Origin of the sequence: Streptomyces albospinus, assembly GCF_014648695.1 — a bacterium.
In the GTDB taxonomy this organism is placed as follows: domain Bacteria; phylum Actinomycetota; class Actinomycetes; order Streptomycetales; family Streptomycetaceae; genus Streptomyces; species Streptomyces albospinus.
In genome coordinates, this window is record NZ_BMRP01000044.1 from 1 (window position 1) to 24,642 (window position 24,642).

General features: G+C 68.4%; 18 protein-coding genes and 1 pseudogene. 4 read left to right on the plus strand and 15 right to left on the minus strand.

The features are described 5' to 3' along the window. Nucleotides 1-715: 715 nt before the first annotated feature. A complete protein-coding gene (locus tag IEZ17_RS34310) occupies nt 716-2,326 on the plus strand; it encodes an alpha/beta hydrolase (RefSeq protein WP_229852913.1) in 1,611 nt (536 codons plus the stop codon). A 157-nt stretch (nt 2,327-2,483) separates the two neighbouring features. On the opposite strand, the gene IEZ17_RS34315 is transcribed toward IEZ17_RS34310, so the two are convergent. From IEZ17_RS34315 to IEZ17_RS34335, 5 genes are all read right to left on the minus strand, one after another. Then, nucleotides 2,484-2,771: a hypothetical protein gene (locus IEZ17_RS34315; RefSeq protein ID WP_189307126.1), complete on the minus strand. Its 288-nt coding sequence runs from the start codon at nt 2,769-2,771 to the stop codon at nt 2,484-2,486. A gap of 87 nt (nt 2,772-2,858) precedes the next feature. Continuing rightward, nucleotides 2,859-3,344: a hypothetical protein gene (locus tag IEZ17_RS34320; protein ID WP_189307128.1), complete on the minus strand. Its 486-nt coding sequence runs from the start codon at nt 3,342-3,344 to the stop codon at nt 2,859-2,861. Between the two features lie 913 nt (nt 3,345-4,257). After that, nucleotides 4,258-7,140, minus strand: a complete 2,883-nt coding sequence (locus IEZ17_RS34325; protein WP_229852914.1) for a hypothetical protein — start codon at nt 7,138-7,140, stop codon at nt 4,258-4,260. 71 nt (nt 7,141-7,211) lie between these two features. After that, the gene (locus IEZ17_RS34330) at nt 7,212-9,041 is read right to left on the minus strand and encodes a peroxidase family protein (RefSeq protein WP_189307132.1); all 1,830 of its coding nucleotides are present in this window, start codon (nt 9,039-9,041) and stop codon (nt 7,212-7,214) included. Next, nucleotides 9,038-9,433: a hypothetical protein gene (locus IEZ17_RS34335; RefSeq protein WP_189307134.1), complete on the minus strand. Its 396-nt coding sequence runs from the start codon at nt 9,431-9,433 to the stop codon at nt 9,038-9,040. Before IEZ17_RS34335 ends, IEZ17_RS34330 begins: the two co-directional genes overlap by 4 nt. Nucleotides 9,434-10,415: 982 nt before the next feature. On the opposite strand from IEZ17_RS34335, the gene IEZ17_RS34340 reads away from it, so the two are divergent. Next, complete coding sequence (locus tag IEZ17_RS34340; RefSeq protein ID WP_189307136.1) at nt 10,416-10,979, plus strand: GNAT family N-acetyltransferase; 564 nt, start codon at nt 10,416-10,418, stop codon at nt 10,977-10,979. A 342-nt stretch (nt 10,980-11,321) separates the two neighbouring features. Here IEZ17_RS34340 and IEZ17_RS34345 read toward each other — a convergent pair whose 3' ends face one another. Next, nucleotides 11,322-12,509 carry a UDP-N-acetylglucosamine--N-acetylmuramyl-(pentapeptide) pyrophosphoryl-undecaprenol N-acetylglucosamine transferase gene (locus IEZ17_RS34345; protein WP_189307137.1) on the minus strand — a complete coding sequence of 396 codons (1,188 nt, stop codon included), beginning with the start codon at nt 12,507-12,509 and terminating at the stop codon, nt 11,322-11,324. A 114-nt stretch (nt 12,510-12,623) separates the two neighbouring features. Here IEZ17_RS34345 and IEZ17_RS45035 point away from each other — a divergent pair. Both IEZ17_RS45035 and IEZ17_RS45040 read left to right on the plus strand, forming a co-directional pair. Continuing rightward, nucleotides 12,624-12,938 (plus strand): annotated as a pseudogene (locus IEZ17_RS45035) (FAD-dependent monooxygenase); the annotation flags it as partial. 78 nt (nt 12,939-13,016) lie between these two features. Then, on the plus strand, nt 13,017-13,385 hold the full coding sequence (locus IEZ17_RS45040) for an aromatic-ring hydroxylase C-terminal domain-containing protein (RefSeq protein WP_373300038.1): 369 nt from the start codon (nt 13,017-13,019) through the stop codon (nt 13,383-13,385). Between the two features lie 47 nt (nt 13,386-13,432). Here the strand turns inward: IEZ17_RS45040 and IEZ17_RS34355 are convergent, their stop codons facing one another. The 9 genes from IEZ17_RS34355 to IEZ17_RS34395 form a co-directional block, all read right to left on the minus strand. After that, the gene (locus IEZ17_RS34355) at nt 13,433-14,125 is read right to left on the minus strand and encodes a TetR/AcrR family transcriptional regulator (RefSeq protein WP_229852915.1); all 693 of its coding nucleotides are present in this window, start codon (nt 14,123-14,125) and stop codon (nt 13,433-13,435) included. Between the two features lie 608 nt (nt 14,126-14,733). Then, nucleotides 14,734-15,105 (minus strand): helix-turn-helix transcriptional regulator, encoded by a 372-nt coding sequence (locus tag IEZ17_RS34360; protein ID WP_189307139.1) that lies wholly within the window; start codon nt 15,103-15,105, stop codon nt 14,734-14,736. 383 nt (nt 15,106-15,488) lie between these two features. Beyond that, nucleotides 15,489-16,316, minus strand: a complete 828-nt coding sequence (locus tag IEZ17_RS34365) for a methyltransferase domain-containing protein (protein WP_189307141.1) — start codon at nt 16,314-16,316, stop codon at nt 15,489-15,491. A gap of 196 nt (nt 16,317-16,512) precedes the next feature. Continuing rightward, the gene (locus IEZ17_RS34370) at nt 16,513-17,511 is read right to left on the minus strand and encodes an aminotransferase class I/II-fold pyridoxal phosphate-dependent enzyme (RefSeq protein ID WP_189307143.1); all 999 of its coding nucleotides are present in this window, start codon (nt 17,509-17,511) and stop codon (nt 16,513-16,515) included. Between the two features lie 15 nt (nt 17,512-17,526). After that, a complete protein-coding gene (locus IEZ17_RS34375; protein WP_189307146.1) occupies nt 17,527-18,570 on the minus strand; it encodes a methyltransferase in 1,044 nt (347 codons plus the stop codon). 66 nt (nt 18,571-18,636) lie between these two features. After that, nucleotides 18,637-20,151 carry a pyridoxal phosphate-dependent decarboxylase family protein gene (locus IEZ17_RS34380; protein WP_189307148.1) on the minus strand — a complete coding sequence of 505 codons (1,515 nt, stop codon included), beginning with the start codon at nt 20,149-20,151 and terminating at the stop codon, nt 18,637-18,639. A 462-nt stretch (nt 20,152-20,613) separates the two neighbouring features. After that, the gene (locus tag IEZ17_RS34385) at nt 20,614-21,714 is read right to left on the minus strand and encodes a cupin domain-containing protein (protein ID WP_189307150.1); all 1,101 of its coding nucleotides are present in this window, start codon (nt 21,712-21,714) and stop codon (nt 20,614-20,616) included. An 805-nt stretch (nt 21,715-22,519) separates the two neighbouring features. Then, nucleotides 22,520-23,386, minus strand: coding sequence for a TIGR03620 family F420-dependent LLM class oxidoreductase (locus tag IEZ17_RS34390; protein WP_189307152.1), 867 nt, complete (start codon nt 23,384-23,386; stop codon nt 22,520-22,522). Between the two features lie 19 nt (nt 23,387-23,405). Continuing rightward, the gene (locus tag IEZ17_RS34395; RefSeq protein ID WP_229852916.1) at nt 23,406-24,203 is read right to left on the minus strand and encodes a nucleotidyltransferase family protein; all 798 of its coding nucleotides are present in this window, start codon (nt 24,201-24,203) and stop codon (nt 23,406-23,408) included. Nucleotides 24,204-24,642 lie beyond the last annotated feature (439 nt).

The window sequence follows — 24,642 nt, forward strand, 5'->3', positions numbered from 1 at the left end:
TTCCCACCCGCCCCACAGGGCAAGCCAGTTCAGATGTCACCCGATCGTGCAGCAGACCCGTAAGTACGTGCCCGAGCTGAAGTGCGGTCGGGTCGCGTTTGCCGAGGCGATGGTTGCAGTCGAGTCGAACTGCCCCGGCCAACCTCGCCCGCGGAGTGACTCCAAGCCTCGAAAACCACACTTCAAGGGCTACTCCGTTGTTCTTCAGCGAGTTCTACCGGGACCCCAAGAAGGCGACGTCGCCGCCCACTCCGAACATCGTCTTGTGGCGCGTGGTGATGGTGACGTGGTTTCCGGTCGCGTCGGCCAGCACCGTGATAACCGTCGTCACGGTGTACGCGCCTCCGGGCTTGACCCCGGGGGATCGAACGGATGGAGTCGGTAACCCCTCGACACCGGCATCGGTGATTTTGACCGCTGGCCGACCCGCCAGTACCCAGGTGCTCTCCGCCGCTCACGCTTCCGCCGAACTTGTGCATGCCTTCCGGCAGTTCCTGCTTCGCCACGTGTGTGGCTTGCGGCTTGCTGCTGTCGGCGGGTTTGGGCTTGATTCGGTGTGACGGACATCCTTCCGGGGGGCAGATCCCCTGATCTGCGGTGTCCGGCACGCCGAATCAAGCCCGCCTTCTCAGCGGATCCTGCATCACGGTCACAGTTGGGTAACATGCACTCCGTAAAGCATCATGTGATATTGCACATGTCACATGATGCGCCCATGAGAAGAGCCAGAGGCCTGATATCGGCCGTCGTCGCCATCGGTGGAGTCTTAGCGGGTATCACGCCTGCCTCCGCCTCCGTGCCCCCATCGGAGGGCGCCCGTCAGGGGGCGCTCACCTGGAACTCCTGCCACGACGCGACCACTCCCGCGCTCCAGTGCGCCATGCTCGATGTGCCGTTGGACTACGCGCATCCCAACGGCACCAAGATCAAGATCAAGGTGAACCGGCTCCCGGCCACCGCACCCAAGAACCAGCGGCAGGGGCCGATCCTGTTGAACCCCGGCGGCCCCGGCGACTCCGGCCTGTGGATGCCCGCCTACATCTCCGGAAAGATCCCCCAGGACGTCGCCTCGACCTACGACTGGATCGGCTTCGACCCGCGCGGCACCAACGCCAGTGACCCCCACGTCACCTGCGACGCGCACTACTTCGACGCCGAGCGGCCGGACTATCAAGTCAGCAAGGGCACTTCGCAGGCGTGGCTTGAGAAGTCGGCCAAGTACGCCGCCGACTGTGCCGCGAACTGGAGCTGGTTCCTGCCGCACATGACCACCGTCGACAACGCTCGCGACATGGACGGCATCCGGCGGGCGCTCGGCGCCCAGAAGATCAACTTCTATGGTGGCTCGTGGGGCACCTCGCTGGGATCGACATACGGCCGGCTCTTCCCCTCACACGTGCGCAGGATGGTGCTGGACAGCATCGTCGGCCCCACCATCACCTGGTACGACCACAACATCCTGCAGGACAAGGAGCACCAGCGCCGATTCGACGCCTTCGCGGCGTGGACCGCCAAGGCCGACTCGATCTACCACCTGGGCACCGACGCTTCCACCGTGGAGCGGAAGTACTACCAGGTCGAGGCCGCACTGCGGACCAACCCGGTGGATGCCACCCCGGCTCACGGCAAGATCGGCCCCGCCGAGTTCGAGGACACCTTCTACGGCGGCGGCTATAACTTCCTGCGCTGGCCGCAGATGGCGACAGCACTGTCGGCCTACCTCACCAAGAACGACACCCGCCCGCTGCGGATCGCCTACAACCGCTACGCGGCCCCGGGCGCCGACGACGGCACCTTCCCGGCGTACAACGCGGTCCAGTGCACCGAGAACAACTGGCCGCGCGACTGGCAGTTCTGGAAGAAGGACCAGGCCAAGGTCAACGCCATCGCTCCCTTCTACACCTACAACAACATGTGGTACAACGCCGCTTGCATGTTCTGGCCCTACCAGGGCAACCAGGACGGCCGACTGAAGATCACCGGCAAGGGCCTGCCGCCCGTCCTGCTCTTCCAGGCCACCGAGGACGCCGCCACCCCCTACCCGGGCGCGATCGCCATGCACAAAGCGCTACCCGGATCCAAGCTGGTCGTCCAGAAGGGCGGCAGCTTCCACGAGATCCTCTTCCATGGCAACTCCTGCCTGGACGACACCTTCACCGCCTACCTGCGAGACGGCCGGCTCCCAACCGGCAAGGGCTTTGTCGCCAAGACCTGCGCCCCCGAACCCGACCCCGCCCCGGTCTATGTGACCCCGTCGCCCACCGCCATGAAGGCCGAGCCCGGCCTCCCGGCCACCGACCCCCAAGTCATCCACGGCATCAGGTAACGGGACGCAGTGCTTCCACAGTCGTGAGAGCTTCGTCGGGCTTCAGGTCTGTCCCGGCGTCGATCGTCTGCTGACGGTAGGAGCCCTGCGGCCAGTCGCCCCTGCTCTTCAGTCGCGCCGGCATCGGCAACGGCCGCCGCACCCCTGCCACTTCGCCTCAGCCATGCCCGAGCTGTGTCAAGGGGTGCGGCTTACTGGAGAGGGGCTCGGAATCCGACGGGCGGTCGTGCTGGGCCGGCACGCGGCTCGTGCGGGTGTCGTCGGACAGGAGGTCGTCGATGGTTCCGCCGCCGTCGGTCCGGCGATGCCAGCCAGCCATGACCTGCCAGACGATCGAGAGGGTCAACAGGCGTGATGCGTCCGGGCAGTTCTCATGCTCTGAGGGCCACTCCAGGTGTCGGGCGTGGGTGTGCAGGGTGATCATCTCGCTGACCAGCTGGCCCATGGGATCGGAGGTGGCGGCGAGGTCCGTAGGGGTGTTCTCGTTGTGTCAGATGTCTGTGGCGATCCTCGCTGCACTTTCGGTGCGTCGTCAGGATCGGGGCAGAGATGGTGACTGCCGCTCAAAGGCCGCGACGCTCCGCGGGCAGCCCTCGGTCGTGGCCGCCGGCCCTTGCTCTCTGAGCGTGAGATCACTGGCTCGTACGTTTGCCTCCAGTTCGAAGGGACTGTAGCCATACGTCCCCGACACCCTGCCGTCGTCGTGGAATTCGACCCGGTGCCTTGAGGGCCAGGTCTCGTCGGTAGAAGGCGGCGGCTCGAACTTCTGGTTGTCGACTTCACCGCCACTGAACGTCAGAACCGCGCCCACCAACAGGTCTCCGACCCCGCCCAGGCGCTTCTTCGGGGCGGTGGCGTCCCCGCCGTGGGCTCGTTCGGGTCCGACGCTGCAGGCGGTGAACATCAGCAGCGCGGCCGGCGCGGCAACCGCGGGGGCGAAGGCTCGGTGGAGTAGACGCATGATCGAAAGGCGTTCGATCGCGATAGTTGGTTGCGTGCGCGGTCGATCATTGCCCACGACTCCGCGCCGAGAACCTCAGTCGGCGCTGGCTGGAGCGTCCGGTTCGAGGATGTGCCGCCGGTATCCGGGTTCATGGCGCGAGTGCCGACGAACGCGCGGCGGGCCGCCAGGACCGCTGACCCGCTCGGCGCTCTCCGTCACCTCGGGAGCTGCATGTCGTCGGTAGCACCTACCTGGCCAGGGGCGTTGTCGGTGATGGTCGATACGGTCGTGTTCATGAGAGCCCACATCGGCTGACCTGCCGCGCCTCCGTGGAGCGGGCTCAGCAGGCAGTCGGCCGACCGGGACGAGTCCGCGCTGTGGCGGACACCCTGTTGTGGTGGTGCCTCGTCGTGCGGGCCGCGGTGGGGCCATTGCGCCCGGCGGCGGACTCAACGGTGTGCTCCGGGGCACGGGCCAGCGCGCCAGGGACCAGTACAGCGCCTCATACGCCGAGTACTTCCGCGCCCGGTTGCGGCTGATGCGCCTGCTCACGATGGCCGCTCTGTGCACCGCACCGCGCAGCGGATGCAGCGCGCCCGCCGGCAACTGCTCCGACAGCCGAGCGAATCCAACCCGCCTACCTGGACGCCGGGTTCCGGGTTCCGGCAGTGACCGACCAAGGCGCCGTCTGCGACTGCGCACGTATGACCCTGGGCCTCCTCCACCACGCTCTCAGCGGTACGTTGTTGTCGGCTGACTGCTCCGTCGACAGCGGCTGGTAGGCGTCAACCCCCGTAACCTCCGACGCGCCCGGAAGCGCACAGGGGAAGGGCCCCGCGGAAGCACGCCTCTTGCTCGCGGCCGTCATGCCGATGGCCTGGCTCGCACTTGGTGTCGCCGCGCAAACGAGATCGTGTGATCCCGGGAGCGCTCTTCTCGCACGGACGCTGTTCCGCCCGTCCTTCCGTCATGCACCGGGTCCCGCTGCTCAGCGCCCGGACTTCCGGCACCACTGCATCCGGCTTCGGGGCGTGGCGCTCTCCACCGGGAGCCGTGCCGCGACCCGCTGTCCGATCCAGCGGCCGACTGCCTGGTAGGCGTCGAAGCGCCGGCTGTCGAACCATTGGTCGCTGGTGCCGTCGTGGGGGAATTCCTGGTCGGTTTGGGCGTATGCGAGGAGTTCGTAGGGCATGTCGGCAGTCAGCGCGGCCCGGGCGACGATCAGCCGTCCCCGCGTCCCGAGCGTTCGGCCGCGCTCGTCCACCAGCGCTCGCGGGTAGACGATCTCCCCCTCGACCACGGCCTCGGCCGAGAGCCGGAGGTTGAGCGCGGCCAGCGGGTTCGGCGGTGCCGGGCGCGGCGGGGTCGGCGGGCTCGGGGTCGACGGGTTCTGCTGCGGTGTGAGGGGAGGCGCGCTGCCGGGGACGAGCTTCTCCCAGTCCTTGCGCTCAATCCTGATCTCGACGCCGAGCTCCTCCTGGGCCAGGGCGATGGCCTCGCCCAGAGCGGTGGCGAAGGCCCCGGAACCTCCGCTGGCGTCCACGCACACGGCGGTGGTGACACCGTGCCGGAGCAGTTCGACCAGGCCGAGGTTCTCGTAGTGGCCGCCGTCGGTGACCAGCAGCATCCGGTCGTCCATCGGATAGCGGCCGGACACCTCCCGGAGCAGGTACGGCAGGCGGCGGATGCCCGGCATCGGGGGCAGTCCCCAGTCGGCATCGTTGCCCCAGAGGACGCCCAGCACACCAGGGTTGGGGAGCCAGGTTCCGAGCCGGGCGTTGGAGAGCGCGAACAACGTCTGGAACGCGCGGGCCTGGCGTCCCATGGCCGAGGCGAAGGCCGCGCCGGAGACGGCGACGGCGGACTCGACGGTGAGGTCCTTGCGGATGACCTTCCGGGTGCGGTTCCACAGGACGTCCGTCCGGGCGTACCCGACATCCGGGCCGCCGACGTAGTCGTGCGACAGCGTGAACGACACCGCGTGCCGCCCCGGCGGTGTCCGGGCGTCGCCGGACAGGTTCGCCGCCGCGGCGAAGATGACCTGGGGGAAGTCGGGGTGCCGCCTGTCGTACCAGGGAAGCGGCGTCGACTCGTCGAACTCGTAGGGGACCGCGATCTGTTCACCGTCGGTGTCGGTCCTGCGGCGGACGGCGAACGCGGTGGCCAGCCGGGCGCGGTAGAAGGGGTGAAGGCTCATCCACGTCTGGTCGAGGCTCAGTACGACCAGCCCGAGGACGACGGGAAGGCCGATCTGAACGGCCGCAGGCCATCTGCGCCCGTCGGCGATCGTCCCGCCCAGGACGAGCAGGGAAGCCATTGCCACCAGTGCGAGAACCGCCCACACCAGCAGGTACTTGGTGAGGTTGGGCACAGCGCGCACCAGTCGCGAACGCTCGGCGGACTCGACCGCTTGCTCGGCGGACTCGATGCGCCGCCATGTGGTGCTGAGCAGCACGGTCACATAGGTGAGCAGCGCGGCACCTCCGGCGCTCGCCCCGGTATCCGGGGCCGGAAGCTTCCATATGTTCTTCGTCCCCCACGCCAGGGCGGGGATGACGACCACCACGACGGCCAGCAGCAGGCCCGCCACCACGAACGTGCGGTAGACCGTCTCCAGAGCGCCCGACAGGCGCTGCCTGGCGAGGAACAGGGACACCAGCCAGAGGAACCAGAACGCGGCGGCGCAGCAGAGCAGGACCAGGACGGCCCACGGCGCGGGCCCCCAAAAGACCGGGGGTCGGGTCGGGTCCGCCAACGGAACGAGACGGTAGCCCCAGCTCAGCGCGAGCCCCAGGACCAGCAGAGCGGCGGTGAGCAGCCCCAGGGAAGCCAGCAGGCCCCGCAGAACCGCGCCGATGGCGACCAGCCACTGGCCGGTGCCTTCCGCGACGTACTTCGAGTGCCGGCGGGTGTGGTCCTCCTCCGGCGTGCCGCGCATGAAGACGTTGCCGGGACCGGCCCTGTACCGGTCCTTCCCGCCGCACCGGTCCTTCCCGGCCAGCGCCAGTTGCAGGGCCCCCGTCGTGTAGCCGCCTCCGGAGACCGACACCAGGTAGCGCGCCCCGCACAACTGGGCGCGGAGGGCCTGCAACGCGCCCAGGGTGACGCAGGCCGAGCGGATGCCGCCGCCCGAGACGCAGAATCCGGTCTCGCCCTGTTCCCGTCCGGGCGGCACCCGGCTGCCGTTCTCCCATCGCGTCTCCCTGGAGCGGGGAGGGTCACTGCGCGCGGTCCGCGGCCAGCGGCTCCGGCCCCACTCCATCACGGGCCAGGGCGGCACGACGTCGGGCCTATGGGGACCGGAGCCGGTCCTGCCACCTCTGCGCTTGCTTTCGCATCGGCACGTCTTGTGGCTTGCGCATTCCCTGTCGTCCCTGCCTTCCTTGTCGTACCTGTGCTGGGCGCACCCGTAGAACACGGCTCGTTTGAGGACGATCGTGACGACGACCGCCGCGACGGGCATGGTGAGGACGAGCAGCAGCCACTTGACGGTCGCGAAGCCGGCTGCCCACGCGAACGGCCAATCCGCGCCGCCCAGTCCGTGGAGGAGCAGCAGTTTCTCCGTCACGGCAGACACGCATGCGGCGAGGACGCCGACGATCCCGTACCCGACGAGGCAGCGATGTCTCATGCGCACCGCGATGGTGCGGCTGCCCAGCCAGAACACGAGCACCGTGCCGATGGTGTAGGCCCCGACGAGGAAGAAGTCGGCCGTCAGTGCCGTGCGGAAGTCGGCGGCCCGGCCATTGACAATGCTGTGTGCTTTACCTGCGCTGCCCGCCAGTTGCAGCCCCACGTCGTTGACGCCGGAGGCGTCGAGGCGTAACCAGAGTCCTGCCGCGAAGACGGCGAGGGCCGCGACTGCCAGCATGCAGCTGCACGCGCGCGACAGGCGCGGGGGATCGTGCATCTCCCGGCGCGGGTGGCACGTTGCGCGTCCCATCACCCACGTCCGCTCTCACCGCGAGCCCCTGCCGCGGTCCACGGCGCGAACGCGTTGTCCACCGACCGCAGGGACGCGCGCAGCTCCGGGAAGTGCCGCAGCAGCACGCTGGTCATGGTGTTGTTCTCGATCCAGTCCAGACCGGTCTGTGTGTACACCTGCGGCGTGTAGTCATCGGTGAGGAACCGGTCGCTGTTGAGGCGGCGGGACGCCATCAGGACGAAGATGCGGAAGGCGGTGTCGCTGAAGGCGAAGCCCTGTGGGCGGGGTTCGGCGAACATGCCCACCGAGAGGTCGACGCGCTCGATGTCCCCGCCGTAGACCCGGCGCAGCTCCTCGGCCCAGACGGGGTTGTCCGTGAGGGCGTCGAAGTCCTCGGCCGGCAGGAGGTGGAGTTGGCGCCGGAACTCGTTGTAGCGGGGCACGCCGACTTCCCGGGAGCGCAGGATGTCGACGGCGCCGAGGTCCATGAGCCTGCCGTCCGGACGCTGGAACTCCTGTAGGAAGCGCGGGTAGTTGTGCAGGGTGACCAGTCCCGGGTGCGAGGTGCCGAAGGAGTAGAGCAGGTCGGTCAGGGTGTGCTTGCCGAGGATGTCGTACGCGTTCCGCCCCGTCAGTTCCCGGAAGGTGGCCTCCTGCAGCAGCGAGTTGTCCGCGGCCGAACGGAAGCTCCAGTCGTCGGGGATGAGGGGATGCATGCGGTAGACGGCGACGAACTCCTCGGTGAGCGAGTACGGGACGCCGAAGTGGTCGGTGCGACCGCCCACGATGCCGCTGAGCACCTCGCTCCGGCTGAGGCGGCCGAGCAGCTTGTGCAGGCGCTCGCCCAGCAGGCCGTACCAGTTGGCGTGCATGGCGGTGACGGTTGTCGGATGGCTGATGACGGCGGGGGTCCACTCCACGGTGTGGATCTTGACGATGAGGGCCGCAGTGATCAGCCGTGCTCGCTGGAACAGCTCCTCGTCGGACCACACCGGGTAGGCGTCGTGCAACGCGTCGCAGATGGCGTTGTGTTCGAGCAGGAAGACCATGTGCATCATGGCGAGGCCCACCCAGAAGCCGGGAACGCCCGCCGGGTCCTTGTCCGGGTCGTCCGGGAACAGCGGGCCGTTGGGGACCCGGAGCCTGCCGCCGTGGCGGGTGCGCAGCAACCGCTGCTCGTCGAGGTTGTTTCCGTACAGCTGGGATGCGTCCCACCAGGGTGAGTTGTTGTTGAGGAAGGTTGGCGGCAGGCCGTCGTGCCCGTCCGGGCGGGTGGGGTCCGGGACGGTGCGCGGCACGAGCATCGGCGGTGTGGGCCACGGGTCGCCGTCGGCCAACTCGATGTTCCAGGGGCGGTCCATGGTGCCCTGACCGTGGCTGACCCAGTCCTTGATCATGAACTGCAGCCAGGCGGCGACCAGGGCGTTGACGGAGTCCGCGGGGACGAACGCGTGCCGGATCAGCAGGGCGCGGCTCACCTCGCGGGGGCTCGGGGAGAGGAGGTCCGGCTCGGGTTCGGGGAAGGCCCGGTCCGGCGGCACGTTGCGGCCGAAGCGCGAACGGGCCATGCCCATACGGGGGTTCGCCAGGTCGTTGTACGTCCCGTCGGCCGTGCGCCCGGTGACGTCGTGCGCGTCCGGCGGGCCGACCTCCGGCAGGTTGTACGAGGGGTAGGGGCCGGTGTCGAAGAGGTTCTTGCGGCGCAGGTTGTCCCGCAGGCCGACGAGGGTCAGCAGGCCGAGGGGCTTGGGCAGGTTCTGCCAGCCGACCTTCTGGTCGACGGCGACCGCCAGCCGGTCGTGCAGCTGCACGAACCACGGGGCCCTGCCGTGTGGTGCTGTGCTCATGAGGGGGTCCCTTCCGGCGGCCGGCACGGCCACCCCCGGGCCACGAGCGTCAGTGCGACGTTGACCGTCGAGATCACCGTGGCTACGGTCGCCATGCGGCGTGGGAGAAGGGCGTTGCGGCCGGCGCAGGCGGCGGCCAGGGCGTCGCTCGCGTGAAGGAGAGTGCCGGTCCGCAGCATCCGGTCGAGCTCGTCCGCATCCGTGGGACAGAGCAGTTGGGCGCCGATGACCACGGTACGTACGCCGAACATGCGCAGCACGTAGACCAGTGCAGGCTGTTCGGGGTCCGCACCGAGCCGGCGGGCCATCACTCGCGGGGTCAGCAGTGCCGATGCGCCGTTCACCAGTCGGATTCCGGCCAGGGAATAGCGCGCGGCTGTCCGCGCGTCCATCGCGGCTCCCCTTCCCGGCGGACATCCTGAGGATGTTGCGCCCTTGATTTCGACGATATGGGAAGTGCGCCCGATGCGCGCGCCGGGCGTCGCACCCCCTCTCCGGGCTCTTCGTGCGGCGTGCCGTTCATGTCCTGTCTGAGCCGCGAGAGCTACAGGCAGATCGTGCGACGGGCACGGTTCTGGTTGCCCACCGACCGGTGTTCGGGCAGGGCGTGCCAGGGCCGTCTGCTTTGTGCCCGCTGGAGGGTGCGGGGGACGGAAGAATCCCGGAGGTTTCGATCATGGACCAGACCACCACGCCCGCCTACAGCGCGCCGGTCGTCCTGGACGCCGGGGCCGTCGCCGAGGTGTGCTGGGCACGAACAACTTCGACACGTGGGCACGAACAACTTCGACACGGCCGACGACATCCAGTACAAGAACGCCTGATCCGCGTTCTGCCCGGAACCGGTGCGGGCGCCGCGGCAGCAGCCTGCGACGCGTCGGCGGCGGCGACGGCCACGACGACGTGCCGCCCTCACCGGTGGACCCGGGTGCCGCGATCCTGCTCGCCGACGAGATCGGACGTGCGGTCTGAGGCCACCGAGGCTTGGTGGCCGGCGCTCGACGTCCTTCGGGGGCTGATCATGCGGTGAGACGGGCGGAGGATTCTTCCTGCCGATCGAGTGTGTGCCGGTCGAGCCTGGTCAGCAGATCGTCCAGGTCGGCGGTGGTAAACCTCCACTGGGTTGTGGCCGTAAGCCATCCTCTTCAGCCGGTGGCGCTCGGAGGCGGTCAGCGCGACGGGCACGGCGCAGGCGAGGGCATGGGAGGGAAGCGACCGATCCTTCGGCGGCAACGGGGAACGGGCCGGCACCAGGCCGCACTCGTCTCTCTGTCCTGCGACGTCGTGGCAACATCCTGCGACGTCATGGCGACGCCCCCGAGTTGCCGAGGAAAACCGTTGGGCTGCCCGACTTGCTTCAGGCATGATCGACTCGTGGACACCTACCTGGAGACCGAGCGCCTGGCCCTGCGCCGCTTCACTTCCGATGACGCGGACCTGCTGATCGAGCTGGACAGCGACCCGGCGGTGATGCGCTACCTGACCGGCGGCAATCCGACCGCGCCGGACCTCGTCCGCGAGCGCGACCTGCCGAACATCCTCGCCGGCTACGAGAAGTGGGGCGGCGACCTCGGACTGTTCGCCGCACACGAGAAGGACGGCGGCGCGTTCATCGGCTGGTTCATCCTGCGTCCCGAGCCGGAGGGCCCGCTGGACGAAGTCGAACTCGGCTACCGGCTGCGGCAGGCGGCTTGGGGAAAGGGTTATGCCACCGAGGGCTCGCGGGCTTTGCTGGGCAAGGCGTTCACGGAGCTCGGTGTGCGCATGGTCTGGGCCGCGACGATGTCCGTGAACCACGGTTCGCGCAACATCATGGAGAAGCTCGAGATGACGCTCGCGGACACCGTCCCTACTCCCTCCGACATGGAGATGGTCGAGGGCTCCGAGCATGGAGGCGTACGGTACGAGATCACCAAGGAGCAGTGGGAGCAGCAGTAGCCACGGTGCGAACGGCCGTTCTGCATCCACGCCCACCGGAACCGGTAGGTGGACGGCAGGAGTTGTACCAGGTTGAACCCGGGGCCCGCCACGGACTGTTGGTTACCGTCGACGACACCCCGTACTGGGCGATCAGCGACTGGCCCGGCAGCAGTAGCGGCGGCGCTGACACGGCGGCCCTACCCTGGCAGCAGCCTCGCTCGGCAACCAAGACACCCGGACCGGTCTCGCCACAAATCCTGTTCTGGGGTCAGCCCGGAAGGAGTTCGAGCGTCGACCTCTGAGCACATGCCCGGTGAGTAGCGGTTGGCGTACCGAACCTGAGGACGGCGTCCGGTACGGTCACAAGGCGACGAGTACACCGCCCTGAAACTCGCCCTGTACCTCGGCGACCTGGATGCCCCCGACCTGTGGGGAAGGACTCCGAGCCCGTTGTGCCATGACGCCCCGCCGGGCGGAGTCCGTCAGCAGCGGCCCGACCGCATCCCGAAGAGCATCGGCGGTGACATCGCCGAGGAGGGCGACGGCGGCACCGGCCTCCGCAAGGTGCCTGGCGTTGTGGGCCTGCTCGTTACCGGCCGAGGAGGCGAGCGGAATGAACACCGCCGGTTTGCCGAGGGCGGTGAGCTCCGCCAGCGTGCCGGCGCCGCTGCGGCAGACCACGACGTCGGCGAGCGCCAGCACGTCGGGGAGCTCCGGGCCGACGAACCCGGTCACGTAATACCGGCCCGCGAGTTGCGCGGGCAGGGCCGCGGCGTGCTGCCGCAGTGCCTCGACATTGGCCGGCCCGCACTGGTGCACCACGTTCGCGCGCTCCAGCAGCCACGGCAGCGCGCCCCCGATCACGTCGTTGATCTGCTGGGCGCCCTGCGCGCCGCCTGTGATGTACAGGGTCGGCAGGAGCCGGTCGAAGCGGTCCAATCCCAGCGCTGCGACGGCTTTGTCCGCGTGCCCGGTCAGTACCTCGGGCCGCACGGGGTTGCCGGTGACAACCGCGGAGCCGCGCATCGTCTCGGGCAGGAGCGGCAGCGTCGACTCCGAGGACACCGCGATACGCGTTGCCGAACTCGCCAACTTCCGGTTCGCCAAGCCCAGGCGCACCGTCTGCTCGTGCAGCACGAGAGGCCGGCGGCACATCCGGGCCGCCAGGCCGGCCGGGACGGCAACGTACCCGCCGGTTGCGAGCACAACGTCCGGCCGGAAGCCAGAGACCACTTTGCGGGCCTGGGCGACACCCAGTGGCACGCGTGCCATATCGCGCACGTTCGCCGGCGATACGAGCTTGAGCGGGTTGCTGGAGCGGCGGATCTTCCCCGTGGCGACCGTGGTGAACGCGATGCCTTCGGCCGGGGCAACGCGGGCCTCCAGACCGTCCTGGGTCCCGATCCACAGAACGTCCAGCGTGCCGCCGGCAGCCGCCAACCTGGCCTGCAACGTGCGCACGGCAGTCAGTGCGGGGTAGGTGTGGCCGCCGGTTCCTCCGCCCGTGACGATCAGGCGAAAGGCGTGGGGGAGAGCGTCACCGTTCACCTCGTAGACGCTACCGGCTTCGCCTGGTGCGGGCGGCCTCCCTCCCACGGCCCTGGGAGCCGTCTGTGGCGCCGCAGGAGAGCTAGGTGAAGGAAATCCTGCGGGCGGAGCGAACCGCTCACCCTGGACGACCTGCGCGACACCCTGAAGCGGGTCGCCGGCACGGACTACGGACTGCGGAACGCGGTGTGGATCTTCACGGCCGGCAACACCACCCGGCACGCCACCCAGTACCGGGTGAACCGCGTGTTCGTGGCCGGTGACGCCGCCCACGTGCACGTCCCGGCAGGCGGCCAGGGAGTCAACGTCGGCATGCAGGACGCCGTCAACCTCGCGTGGAAGCTCGCGGCCGAGGCCAAGGGCCGAGTCACCCCACTGATCACCCACGGCGCCGCCTCCTACGACCGTGAACGTCGGCCGGTCGCCAGGCTGCTGTCGTGCAATACCCAGGCCCAGACCGCGCTGATGACCGCGTTCACCCCCGAGGGTGCGGCCCTACGCGACCTGATGAGCACGCTGCTCGGCCGGCCGGAGACCAACGAGCGCCTTGCCAATCTGCTGTCGGGTCTGAGCGTGTCCTACGACAACCCCGATGCGGCACACCCCCTGGACGGGCACCGTGCGCCGGACCTCCGGCTGTCGGACGGGGAAACCCTGCTGCGCCGGCTGCGTATCGACCGCTTCCTCCTGCTGGACTTCACCCCGTCCGAGGAGTTCGCCGCGCTGGGCTCGCCGGCGGTCCAGGTGGCGTCGGCCGAGCCCTGGTCCGGGCCGGCCGCCGCGCTGATACGGCCCGACGGATACATCGCTCGCGCGTGGACCGTGGCGGACGTCGACCAGGCCAGGGCGGCGCTCACCGACTGGGTGTCTGCCTGACCGACACCCGGGGCCCGCGACATCACGGGCACGCGCCCCATCGCCGGTCACGAGGTCGAGGAGTTCGCGGCCTCCCCGGCCGCCCGCAAGCGGGCCGTCAGCTCCGCATAGGTCGGGGCCGCGGGCAGCTCCGCCGCACCGCCGAGGCCGCCGAGGAAGATGCGCACATGCCGCGTGACCAAGGCGGTGGCCTCGTCACGCGGCAGGTGGGGCAGCGGCCTGCACACCAGCGTCGAGGCGATGACCAAGTCCATGACCGTGATGTCGCAGCCGACCACGCCGGCCTCCCGTCCGGCCGCGAGCAGATCCTCCAAGGCGGCATCGATCTCGCGCTGGACCGACGCGATCTCCGGATCATCGACCACCGGGCCACCGACCAGCGGCAAAACGAGCATGTCGCGCTGAGCGATGAGGTCCGACAGAAAGCCCTCGATCGCGCCCATCGGATCCGTCCGTGCCGTGTGGCAGGCCACTCGCGCGGTCTCCAGGACGAGGTGGAAACCGTCGAGGGCGAGCTGGCGGATCAGTGCCACCCGATCGGGGAAGCGCCGGTACAAGGTGGCGATGTTCACCCCGGCACGGCGGGCGATCTCATCCAGCGGAGCGGCCGTACCGGACTCCAGGAACGCCTGGCGCGCCGCGGCCAGCACCTGGACACGGTTACGCTCAGCGTCCGCACGCAAACGCCGAGCTGCGCCCGCTGAAGCCTTCTCGCCGCCCTGCGACATGGGCGAAGTCACCGTGCCTCCTTGATTCCCTGGGCCTCCAGAGGGTACGCCAGACGGCACGCGGCCATGAGCGATGCCCATGCGCTCCTCGCTCGAGTGCCGAGGGGGCGCTTGATGCGAGACGATCAGAACAAAGCGACAGTCGATCACCGCGAAGCGATCAGCCGGACCGTCAGCAATACCCCACTACCGGCTCACGTCAGCCCCGTGACCAGCGACTTCGGGATGAAAACCGCTCAATGAACCAGGGCCCACCTGCCCTCTGGCCCGCTGCCGCCGCCCCACACGTAGGGAATGCCGAGTTGGCCGAGGGCCACTTGAACGAGTTGGTTCGACGTGCCATCCACGCCCGCTTCGGTCCCGCCAGCGGGCTGTGCCGCGGCGTAGGCACGGGCCTGGGCCAGGACCTATTTCACGTACCGATCGGCGTGGTTGTAGGCGTATATCGCTCGGTAGAGCCCCTCACCGTGAAGTCCCACGCAGGGCGGTTGGCCGTCTCGGCGCACAGTCCGCGCGGCAGCTCGGTTGAGGTCATGACCCACCGCCGCGGAACTGCTCCGGGAGTCCGGTCATCGCTGTGCAGAACGGCGCGGCCAGTCAACGGATGCGGCTCTCTGAGATCAGGTGGCTAGTGCGGCGGCGCTATGGGTCAGGAATGCGCGGCGATCCATGGCTGTACTCGGGGCCTCTCGAAGTGCGTGAACAGAGCTGTCTGATCCGAGGGGTATCGGGCTGTCGCTGCCAGGCAGCCAGTAGAGCCAGCCAAGAGCCAAGGCGAATCTGCCGTCGACCCCGAAGAAGTCGGTCAGCAGCTGCGCTTTCTCGTTGGGAGCGGCGTAGTTGGTCTCCCATGGCGATATTCGCTTGTTGTTTACGCCCGAGCGCAGGCCGCGGCGTCGGGCTGACTGCCGGACCTTTCGTGCGAGGTCTTCTTGGGACCAGCCTTGAGCGATTCGGGCGTGGGCGAGGGGGTGACGGATCAGGTCGTCCACAAGCGCCGTCCCCTCACCTGGCGGAGCACAGCAGCGTACTGCGTCGGCGATGGGGCGATAAGGGGGAGATGGCTAACTCCTCGTTGTCTCCGAACAGTTGAGCTGTACTCGTGGATGTCTTCGCTGGCGAGGCGAGGGCATTTCCCAACGCTGGAGGTATCCATGCGTACTCCTGTTCCGTTGAGGACCTTGCGGCAGCCGCTTCCTCCTCTGCCGCTCCGCCCCTGTCGCCGACCACTCAGCCGCCGTCTCCCGGTGGAGGGAATCCGAGCTGACGACCTGTGGTTCCCGGTGCCGGACTACCCGGCACCAGGAGCCCTCTTGAACAGTCCGCTTTGAGCCGCGTACTCGCGAAGGATTCGGCGCCGATGGCGCAGGCGGTTTCATGTGGCCCTGGCCACCATGAACGTGCGCCGGAACGGGAAGAGCGTCTGCCCGCTCGACATCTTCGGATACGCCTTTCGGAGTTCCGGAAGGTAAGCGCCGAGGAAAACACCAAGATCGTCGGGGGGCAGAGTGTTCAGGACCGGCCGCAGACCTGCGGCCTTGATCCACGCGTAGACCGGGTCATCGCCGTCCAGGACCTGGAGGTATTCGGTGGTCCAGATGTCGAGTTCGCCAACCCGGTCGGAGAGCAGCCGGTGGTAGAACTCCGGCGTGTGCACGCTGTTGACGGACATCGCATCCCGCAGTTGCTGTGTCCCGAGGGCCGATCCGCCATGTCCGGCAGTCATGAGGGTCTCGCACATGAGCTGGTACCACGGTGCGTCGTAGCAGTCCGGCATCTGGGCAGCGAGCACGCCCTGCGGGGCGAGGGCTCCCAGGAGCCGAGGCAGGAGTTTGTCGTGGTCACCGATCAGATGGAACACGCTGTTGGCGAAAATCACGTCGGCGGGAGTACCAGGCATCCATGTGTCCAGATCGGCCCGGACGAATTCGATCTCCGGCGCCAAGTCCGTCGCAGCTCGGAGCATCTCATCAGAGTTGTCCACTCCGCAGATGGTTGCGTCCGGCCAGCGGTTCGACAGCAGGCGGGTGATATGCCCAGGACCGCATCCGATGTCGTAGACGTGGGCGGGGTGATCGGTCGGGACGCGCTCAAGCAGTTCGATGGCCGGGCGCACCCGGAACTCCATGAATTTCAAATAGAGTTGCGGATCCCAGCTGGTGCCGGAGAGCCGGGCCTGATGGGGAGTGGAAACATCTTCCATGGCTACACCTGTCTCGACAGCCGATACGGCGGACAAACATGCAGATCAATTCCGGGAACCGTCCAGTGCCGCAATCACGCGAGCATTGTCGGTCGGTGAGCCGACGGAGATCCGAAGGCCTCCGTGCCAGCCCATCGGGCAGGCTGCCACCGCGATTCCAACCCGTTGGAGCGTTGTCTTGGCGGTGTCGGCGTCCTCAACCTCGACGCCGAGGAAGCCCGCATCGCTGAACACGTGGACGACTGATGGGCAGCGGCTCAGTGCCGTGGCGAAGGTATTGCGTTCCGCCACGAAAGCGTCGCGCTGCCGGCGAAGTTGTTGCGGTTCGGCCAGCTGATGCATTGCCGCCCGGGCCACCGGCGGGGGTGTTGAAGGGAGGGCACACGCGGCGCAGAGCGGTGATGAGCGCAGGGGCGGCCATGGCCGCGCCCAAGCGGAGGACGGCTATCCCCAGTGCCTTCGAGAACGTCCGGAGGATGACGAGGTTGGGATGCTCGCCGATGCGATGGCGATGCGATGGGCCGCCGGAGAACTCTGCGTACGCCTCGTCGATGACGACCAGTCCGTCGAAGTGCGCCAGCAGGTACTCGATGTCACCGGTATGCACGCGGGTAGCCGTCGGGTTGTTGGGGTCGCACAGGATGATGCCCTTCACGGGCAGGGCGAGCAGTCTCTCCGTGTCGAGCCGGTCGTAGCGATCGCCGTGCAGCGGCACTTGGTGGCATGCGATCCCGTGGAGCGCGGCGCATCCGTCGAAGACGGAGAAGTTCGGTGGTGTCACCGCAACCGCGTCCTGCCCGGGTTCGAAGCACGCCTTGAAGACGAGGTCCAGGGCGTCGACCGCGCCTCGTGTGAGCAAGACGTTGCGCGGTCCCCAAGTGATCTGCGGACGGTCGGGATCGGGCGGTTCGACGGCGGCGAGCGCCTGGACGTATCTGTGCACGGGGAGTTGGGGGGTGTGCGGTGGATATTGGCGGTGGGGGCCGCCAAATGGGTTTTCGTCGTAGGAGAGGTTGACGAGTCCGAGTTCCTCCGGTCGGCGGTCGAATTCTCGCGGTGTGGGTGTTTCCCGCACGATCTTGCGGGCGAGCGGGCTGGCGCCGTCCTTCGCGGAAGCGGTTTCCTTCATGCCACCTGCGCATGCGTGGTCAGTCACGTTCGGGGCTGCCCTTTCGCTGTGGGTGAAGTTGAACATCGAGGGGCCCCGGGATCAGCGGGGGACGATTTCCATCAAGCTCAGCGGGCCGTTCTCGTCGAGGATTCGCCGGATCCGTAGTCCGGCAGCGGAGAAGAGGGACTGGAAGTCGGACCTGGTGCGTACGCGCCCGCCCCCTATGCACAGCTCGAACAGGTCCACCCACTGCCCCAGGTGGTAACTGCCGTCCTCGGCACCGTGGTTGTCACTGAACGGCTCGATCGACAACAGCCCTCCAGATGGCCCCATGGCGTCGCGGATATTGCTCAGCAGGCGGAGTGCCTGAGCGTCGTCCCAGTCCACGAGGACGGATGAGAGGACGTAGATGTCTGATCCGGACGGAACGGCTTCGAACATGTCACCGCCGATGCACTTGGACCGGCGGGCGAGCCCCCCGGCACGCAGCCGATCGGCGGCCTCGGCAGCCGTGTCCGGGAGGTCGAACAGGATCCCGCAGAGGTGCGGGTTGGCCTGGAGGGTTGCTCCCAGCAGCGCACCGTGCCCGCCGCCGACGTCGACGATCTCGGTGGCCCCCGAGAAGTCGTAGGACAGCAGAAGTGGTTGCGTCAGGCCAGTGGCGAACTCTGCCATCGCCCGGTCGAAAGTGTCCTTTTCCTCCGGCTGCGAGGCGAGGTAGTGCCAGTAGCCGGTGGCTCCGTCGGGGTTCCGTACGCCTGATGTCCCATCGCGCATGACCTGCGGGAGTTGTTCAACAGCGCGCCAGTGCCAGGAGCTGCTTTGCATGATCGCCAGGTGGTGGAGGGAGCAGGGGTGCTCCTTGCGCAGGCACTCGCCCATCGGTGTCAGCGCATACCGTCCGGTGGCAGTCGTGGTGAACAGTCCGGCACCGCCGAGGGTTCTCAGCAGTCGTTCCAGGGGGCCTGGGGGCACACCTGTGGCTTCGGCGATGTCGTCCAGATTCTTCCCATCGCCGTCGAAGGCGTCGGCGATGCCCAGCCGGGCAGCCGTCCCAACAGCCTGTGTGATCCAGACACCCTGTGTCAGGCGGAGCAGCCGGAGAGCGTGGGTGTCGTAGGAAGGGCGTTCCTGATTGGTCATGGGGGATTCCTCTTGGGCGGAACTCATGGGGTCTGGGCCGGCCGCTTCGCGCATTGCGCTGGGGCGTCAGGTGGCGGGAGGCTCCGCCACTACGGCCGCCAGCTGGCGGGAGATGGCCTCGCGTAGGGATCGCCACACCATGTCGAGTGTCGGCGGGTCGAACTCTTGCATGACGCAGAGCCGCAGTGCATGAAGCCCCGCTGATGCCCCGTCACCTGACGCGAGTTCGTTGGACGAGACCCAGGGCTGCCCATGAGGGTCGGCGAGGGCGTCGGCCCTCAGCCCCTCCAGGACTTTGAGGTTGACCACGCCCATGTCGTCCCCGGGGAGCACCTGCGTCGGCTGGACCGTCAGGTTGACGATGTTCAGGTCCGGTTCGAACCGACTGACCAGGCGGAACTCTCGTCCCATCACGCGTAGTACGCCCCTGGTGCGGCAACGGTGGTGGAGTTCCTGGGCGGTTGCCAGGCATCCTGCGAGGACTCGTCCGTATCCGGTGCAGTCTGGTCTTGTGAGCTGATGTGCCGCCCAGACCGCGGCGGCGGCTGCCCCCGGTCTGGCGCCTTCCAGCGTGTGCGGGCCGAAGGGGAGCCGCCGGCCGTCACCGTGCCCGAAGTACGGTGCGCTGCCGCTGGCGATGAGTGAGACCAGCCTCCTGTCCCGTACCGCGAGAGCGCCTGCCGGATAGGGGATGTGGCCGTTCTTGTGCGGGTCGACCGTCGCGGAGTCGGTCCGGGGCAGGGCCCGGAAAGCGTCGTAGACCTCCTGTTTGAGCACAGCGGGATGGATGAGCCGCGAGACCTCGGCGTAGGGGAGCATGTCGCCCGCCGGGTCGAGACACAGAGCGCGACAGTATCCGCCGAAGGCGGCATCGACATGGATGTAGAACGATGCCCCGTACTCCCGTTCGCACTCCTGTCGAAGTCGGAGGATGCCGTCGAGGTCGTCGACGCTCCCCTCGCCACTGCTGCCCGCGCAGGCCACGACCGCAACGATGGGCTGCCCGCGCCGGAGATGGGCGTGGACCCGGTTCCGCACGGCGCTCAGGTCCATGCGGTGGCCATCGTCCACCTCCAGCCATTCGGTGTTGCCCGCACCGATGCCGAGCAGGTCGACGCACTTGTGCCAGGCGTAGTGCGCTGTGCGCGCCACCAGCAGCTTTGCGTCCGACAGTCCGCCGCGGCGCCGGATGTCGGCGGCGAGGCGGAGGACTTCTTCCCGTACATCCCGGGCCGACGCCGCGTCGAGCAGGGCAAGGACCTCGTCGACGCCCAGATTCACGAGCGTGGCAGGCGCGTGGTGGGACACGAGGTCCCGGGTACCAGGGTGTTCGGCCAGAGCCTGCGGAACCGCCCGCAGGTTGCGGGCGATCCAGATGGCTTCATAGTTGGCGGAGTGTCCGCCGGAGGAGAGGTGGGCCCATCCCCGGGCGCCGTAGCCCAGGAGCCGGCACAGGTCATCGCTGACCTCATGCTCCAACTCCGTGGTGACAGGGGAGGCTTCCGGCGTGACGTTGTTCGGGTTGTAGAGCATCCCGCACAAGTAGGCCAGGCTCGCAGCGATGGGTGTGTCGCCCGTCATCTGCGCCAGATACATCGGAGAGGGCCAGGGGACCGACGCGTGAGAGAGACGCCCTGACAGTTCCCCCACCACCCGGCACACGGCGTCCATGCCGGGGCCAGGTCCTTGCCGGTGCTCCGGTGCATCATGCGGGGCTGTGGGTGCGGTGTCGGGCGAGCCCGTGCACTGCCCGTGCCAGGTGTAGTAGTCCTCGACGATCCGGTGGAACAGTTCCTTGACGGTGGCCCGGTTGCTTGGATGCGGAAAGAGGAGCCCGTCCGGTCGGGCACCCGCAGCTGTCTGTGCCAGACCCAGCTCGTTTCCGCAACGGCCGGATCGGTTGTTGTGGAATTGCACGGTGCCGCACCGAGCCTTTCTCTCCTTCGGGCCGATCTCAGGCCCGATCCGAACCGGGGTGGCGACGCCGCAGACGCCTGCACGGCATTCGGCGTCACTACCCCTGCGGAAGTGACTGACGGGGGGTCACTCCGCGAGGGCCAGGGCGGCGATGCGCTCGTGAATGAGATCCATCTGGTCCCATGCCTGCTCGCATACGGTCAACAGGTGGGGGAACTGCACCGCCGAGATTCCACGGAGGTAGTCGCGGCCGATGCCGCGGTGGTCATCGTCGGCTTCGGCGTGCAGCTCGAAGTACGACGTGCGGGCCCCCGGCGGGGACTTGAAGATCTTTCCGGTCGCCTCTCCGAAGACTTGCCCGCTGGACTCAACGACCATGTGCACGATCACGATCGTCGCGGCCTCGTTCGCCCGGTGCATCTGGTTGACGAACCAGCTGGACGCGGCCTCCAGGGTCGGGTCGTAGACGCGGCGGGTGATGCCGTGCTCCTGGCGAAGCAATTCGTCGTGCCCGAACTCCTCGCGGAGGTGCTCGGCATACTGCTCTCGCAGTTGGAGATCGACGACCAGGGCCTGACGCGCATACAGCATGCGCTGGAAGTAGCCCGACCACACGTAGAGGGCGTCGACGAATCTCTGTCGCAGCTCAGGTTCGCGCTGTAGTCGGCCGCTGGCGAACAGGTTGAACAGACCGTTGCGCGTATGACGCTGGAGCAACTTCTCGTTGAGCTCGTCGAGTTCGGCGAGCGAGCTCGTCACGCCCTCGGTGAAGCGGACCCTTGCAGCGTCCTCGTTCTCGTACAGACCGTCACCTTCGAACTGGACCGAAAGACCGTGGAACTCCTCACCGGCCCGGGTCTCGAAGCCGTGCCTGCAGCCGGGCGGCACGCAAACGACGTCCCCTTCGACCAGGTCCTGGTGGATGTCGCCGATGAGCCGGACGGAGCCCTTGCACACGAGGATCATCGACTTGGTCGGATGTTGGTGTGCGGCCAGCGTCTCGCCGTCACGCAGACGCACCCACGCAAGGGACGGGCGCCCCTGTTCCGGGAGGAAGCCGGCCAGTGCCTCATTGCGCCGGAAGTCCCGATGCTCGCCGAGGTGATGCACTGCACCGTCCACCTCCACCCTGGTGATGGCGCGGATGTCCGATCTCGCAACCGTGATCACCTCGTCGTCGGGCAGTCTGTGGGGGCGTGATCCCGAGGGGAAGATGCGACTGGTCATTGCTACTCCAAGAGGTCTCGGTAACAGCAGGTTCAGCAGCCCGAATTCGTCCCTGCCCACTTCCTGCCGGGGCGAGAGCCGCATGGCGGCGACCGGCTGCCCGATCTTCAGCCCAGAGGGGGGTCTGGCCTCCATCAGCGCGACGCGGACCAGTCCCTCCGTGGCGCTCTGCGGCCGTAACGGCCTCCTCCGTCGGTGCCCGTACTCCCCGGGGAACAGCCGAGGACGGGGCAGTGGGAGCTGGGGTCAGGTGTCGGTGTCGGCGTGGGGCTGCTGACGCTGAGGGGGTCGGTGAGGTGGTGGAGAGCGGGTGCGGCCGGCCTCAGCAGAGGCAGGGGCGGTGACGCTGAAGACGCCCACTGCCGCGAGCCCAGATGCACGCAACAGTAAGCGGCTTATATAAGGATTTATATTGGCATATGCCTGAGCGTTCTATGCGCAGCAGCACCTACTTCATCCGGGCGGAGCACATGGCCTGCACGGCACGGCCGGGCTACCGCATCCCTGCCGGCAGCGTCTGCGGTAAGCACCCGGCATGCCGTGACGCGACGATCCTCCGCCGTCCCATGCCGCCCACGCTGTCGAGAAGTCAGCCGACGCCGAGCGCGGGACGGATCGGCAGATCGAGCACACCACGACCACCTGACACACCAACAGCTCCGTCGCATGGTGGCCGCTTGCGGCCACGGCCCCGTCGATACCACCTGCCATGCTGCCGTCGGGGGTGCGGTAGCGGACCCTGGTGGACGCGGGTTTGCAGTGGCCGCTCTACCGCCAAAACCCGGTCCGGTCCCCCAAGGACCGGCTAGGGATGAGGCAGGTGCTCGGCCACGGCGCGCCATGCGGTGAGGGGGAAGACGCGCGGGGTGTCGGTGACGATCCGGAGGGCGACGTGGTCCGCGCCCGCCTCCAGGTGTGCCAGGACACGCCGCACCACGACGTCGGCGGATCCCCACACCACCAGGGAGTCGACGAAGCGGTCGCTGCCGCCGTCGGCGAGGTCCCCCCGGGTGAACCCGCCCTCCAGCCACGTGCGCACGTAGTTGGTCTTCGTCAGGTACGGGCTGATCGCCCGCCGCGCGGTAGCACGGGCCGTGACCGGGTCGGTGTCCACCACGGACGTCTGCACCGGCGCGAGGAGCGGCCCCGCCCCCAGCGCAGCGCGTGCCCGGGCAGTGTGGGACGGCGGGACCAGGTAGGGCTGCGCACCAGCGGCCCGGTCGGCAGCGAGCTGGGTCATCAGGGGCCGGTGCGCGCCCAGGATCCGCGCGCCCTTCGGCAGCGGACCGTCGGACGCGTCCAGCGCGTCGAGGTAGGCGGACATCGCCGTGTAAGGGTGCCGGTAGGACGCGGCGATCTCTGCGTGACCTACGGCCAGGCCGACCATTGTCCGTTGCCGATACGGTGCGGGAAGCCCACGGTAGGCAACGGCGAGCCGACCGGGTGGAAGGTTCCAAATGGAGACACAGGAGGGTGCGACGACCGCGTGCCGGGTCGCCGTGAGGAGGTTGAGGCTGCTGCGCAGGTCCCCGCTCGGGTTGCTGCCGGGAACGCCGCCCAGCCACAGTGTGCCGTAGCCGAGCTCCTCCAGTTCGGAAGCGGCTGCCCGTGCTCGATCGGGGTCACCGTGAGTGAACGCTGTACTCCACACCCCGACCGGCGACACATCCATACCGAACCCTCCTCGGAACTCACCTGCCGGCGATCTCTCCTGACGGGCGCTCGGCCGCAGCCTGACGGATGGCCCGGCGGGTGGCGAGATCACGTTCCAACCTGATCACGTCCGCCGGGGTGTTCACCGCCTGCCAGGGCTCGTTGATCGCGTAACCAGCCAGCTGGCGGGCACCGACCAGACGGGGCAGTGTGCTGTCGGCGTGGTCTCCCTCCTCGGGGAGGAGGGAGACGACCCGCCAGGCGAACAGGTACACACCGGCGTTCACCCGGCCCGGACCCGCGGTGGCCGGGCCGAGGCCCGTGACCCGGCCCAGCTCGTCGTAGGCCACCGCGCTGCCGGGCAGGCCGGGACCGGCGAGCGCCACGGTCGCCGCTACACCACTGCGCACGTGATGGGCGCGCATCCCGCACAGGCAAAAACACGTCCAGATGTCCCCGTAGACGGCAAACCACGGCTCGCCCGGAAACGGTAGGGCCCCCGCGGCCCGGCGCAGCCCGCCGCCGCGCCCCAGGGGCCGTTTCTCGACCACCGCCCTTGTCCGTGGCGGCGACGGACGGGAGTCGAGGTACCAGACGATCGCCTCGGCCAGATGTCCCGCGGACACCACGACGCGTTCGACTCCGCAACGAGCGAGCCAGTCGAGCTGGTGCCGCAGGATCGGCACCCCGTGGACCTCCACCATCGCCTTGGGGCGCTCGCGGGTCAGCGGCAGGAGCCGGTTGCCCTTACCGCCCGCCAGGATGACGGCCTGCCGGGCGGTCAGCGGTTCGCCCCGCCCGCAGACCAGGTGTGGCGTGTCCGCCGTGGCGGGCACGCCCGGCCTGTGCGCGCGAGGGTCGGGAAACGGGCCGGATCGGGACATGCTCTTGTAGATACCCGCCCCGCCGGGAGGAACCCGGGGCACAAACCGGCATTGAGGTGTCCTGTAGGCCAGCCGCAGTCGTCGTCGCTGCCGGTCAACAGCGGTGCCGTGGGCAGGCGTTCTGGCTGCCGGAGTGAGTGGAGGGTGGTGCGCTGCTTCGTCTGCGGTCGGCCGCGCCGTGGAGGTCAGGTGCTCCGACCGGACAGTCGGAGGCCGGCCATTGCCGCGCGGAAGCGGTCCTGGGTGCCGGTACCAACGGTGGTACCAACGTAGGTACCAATGTGCGCACCACCCTACGTACCATCGTTGGTACCACGGTGCGTACCGTCCCTCCGAGGCAAAGCGGGAAACACGCTGTTCAGGGTGCGGGGGTATGCGGCTCTCGCTGCTG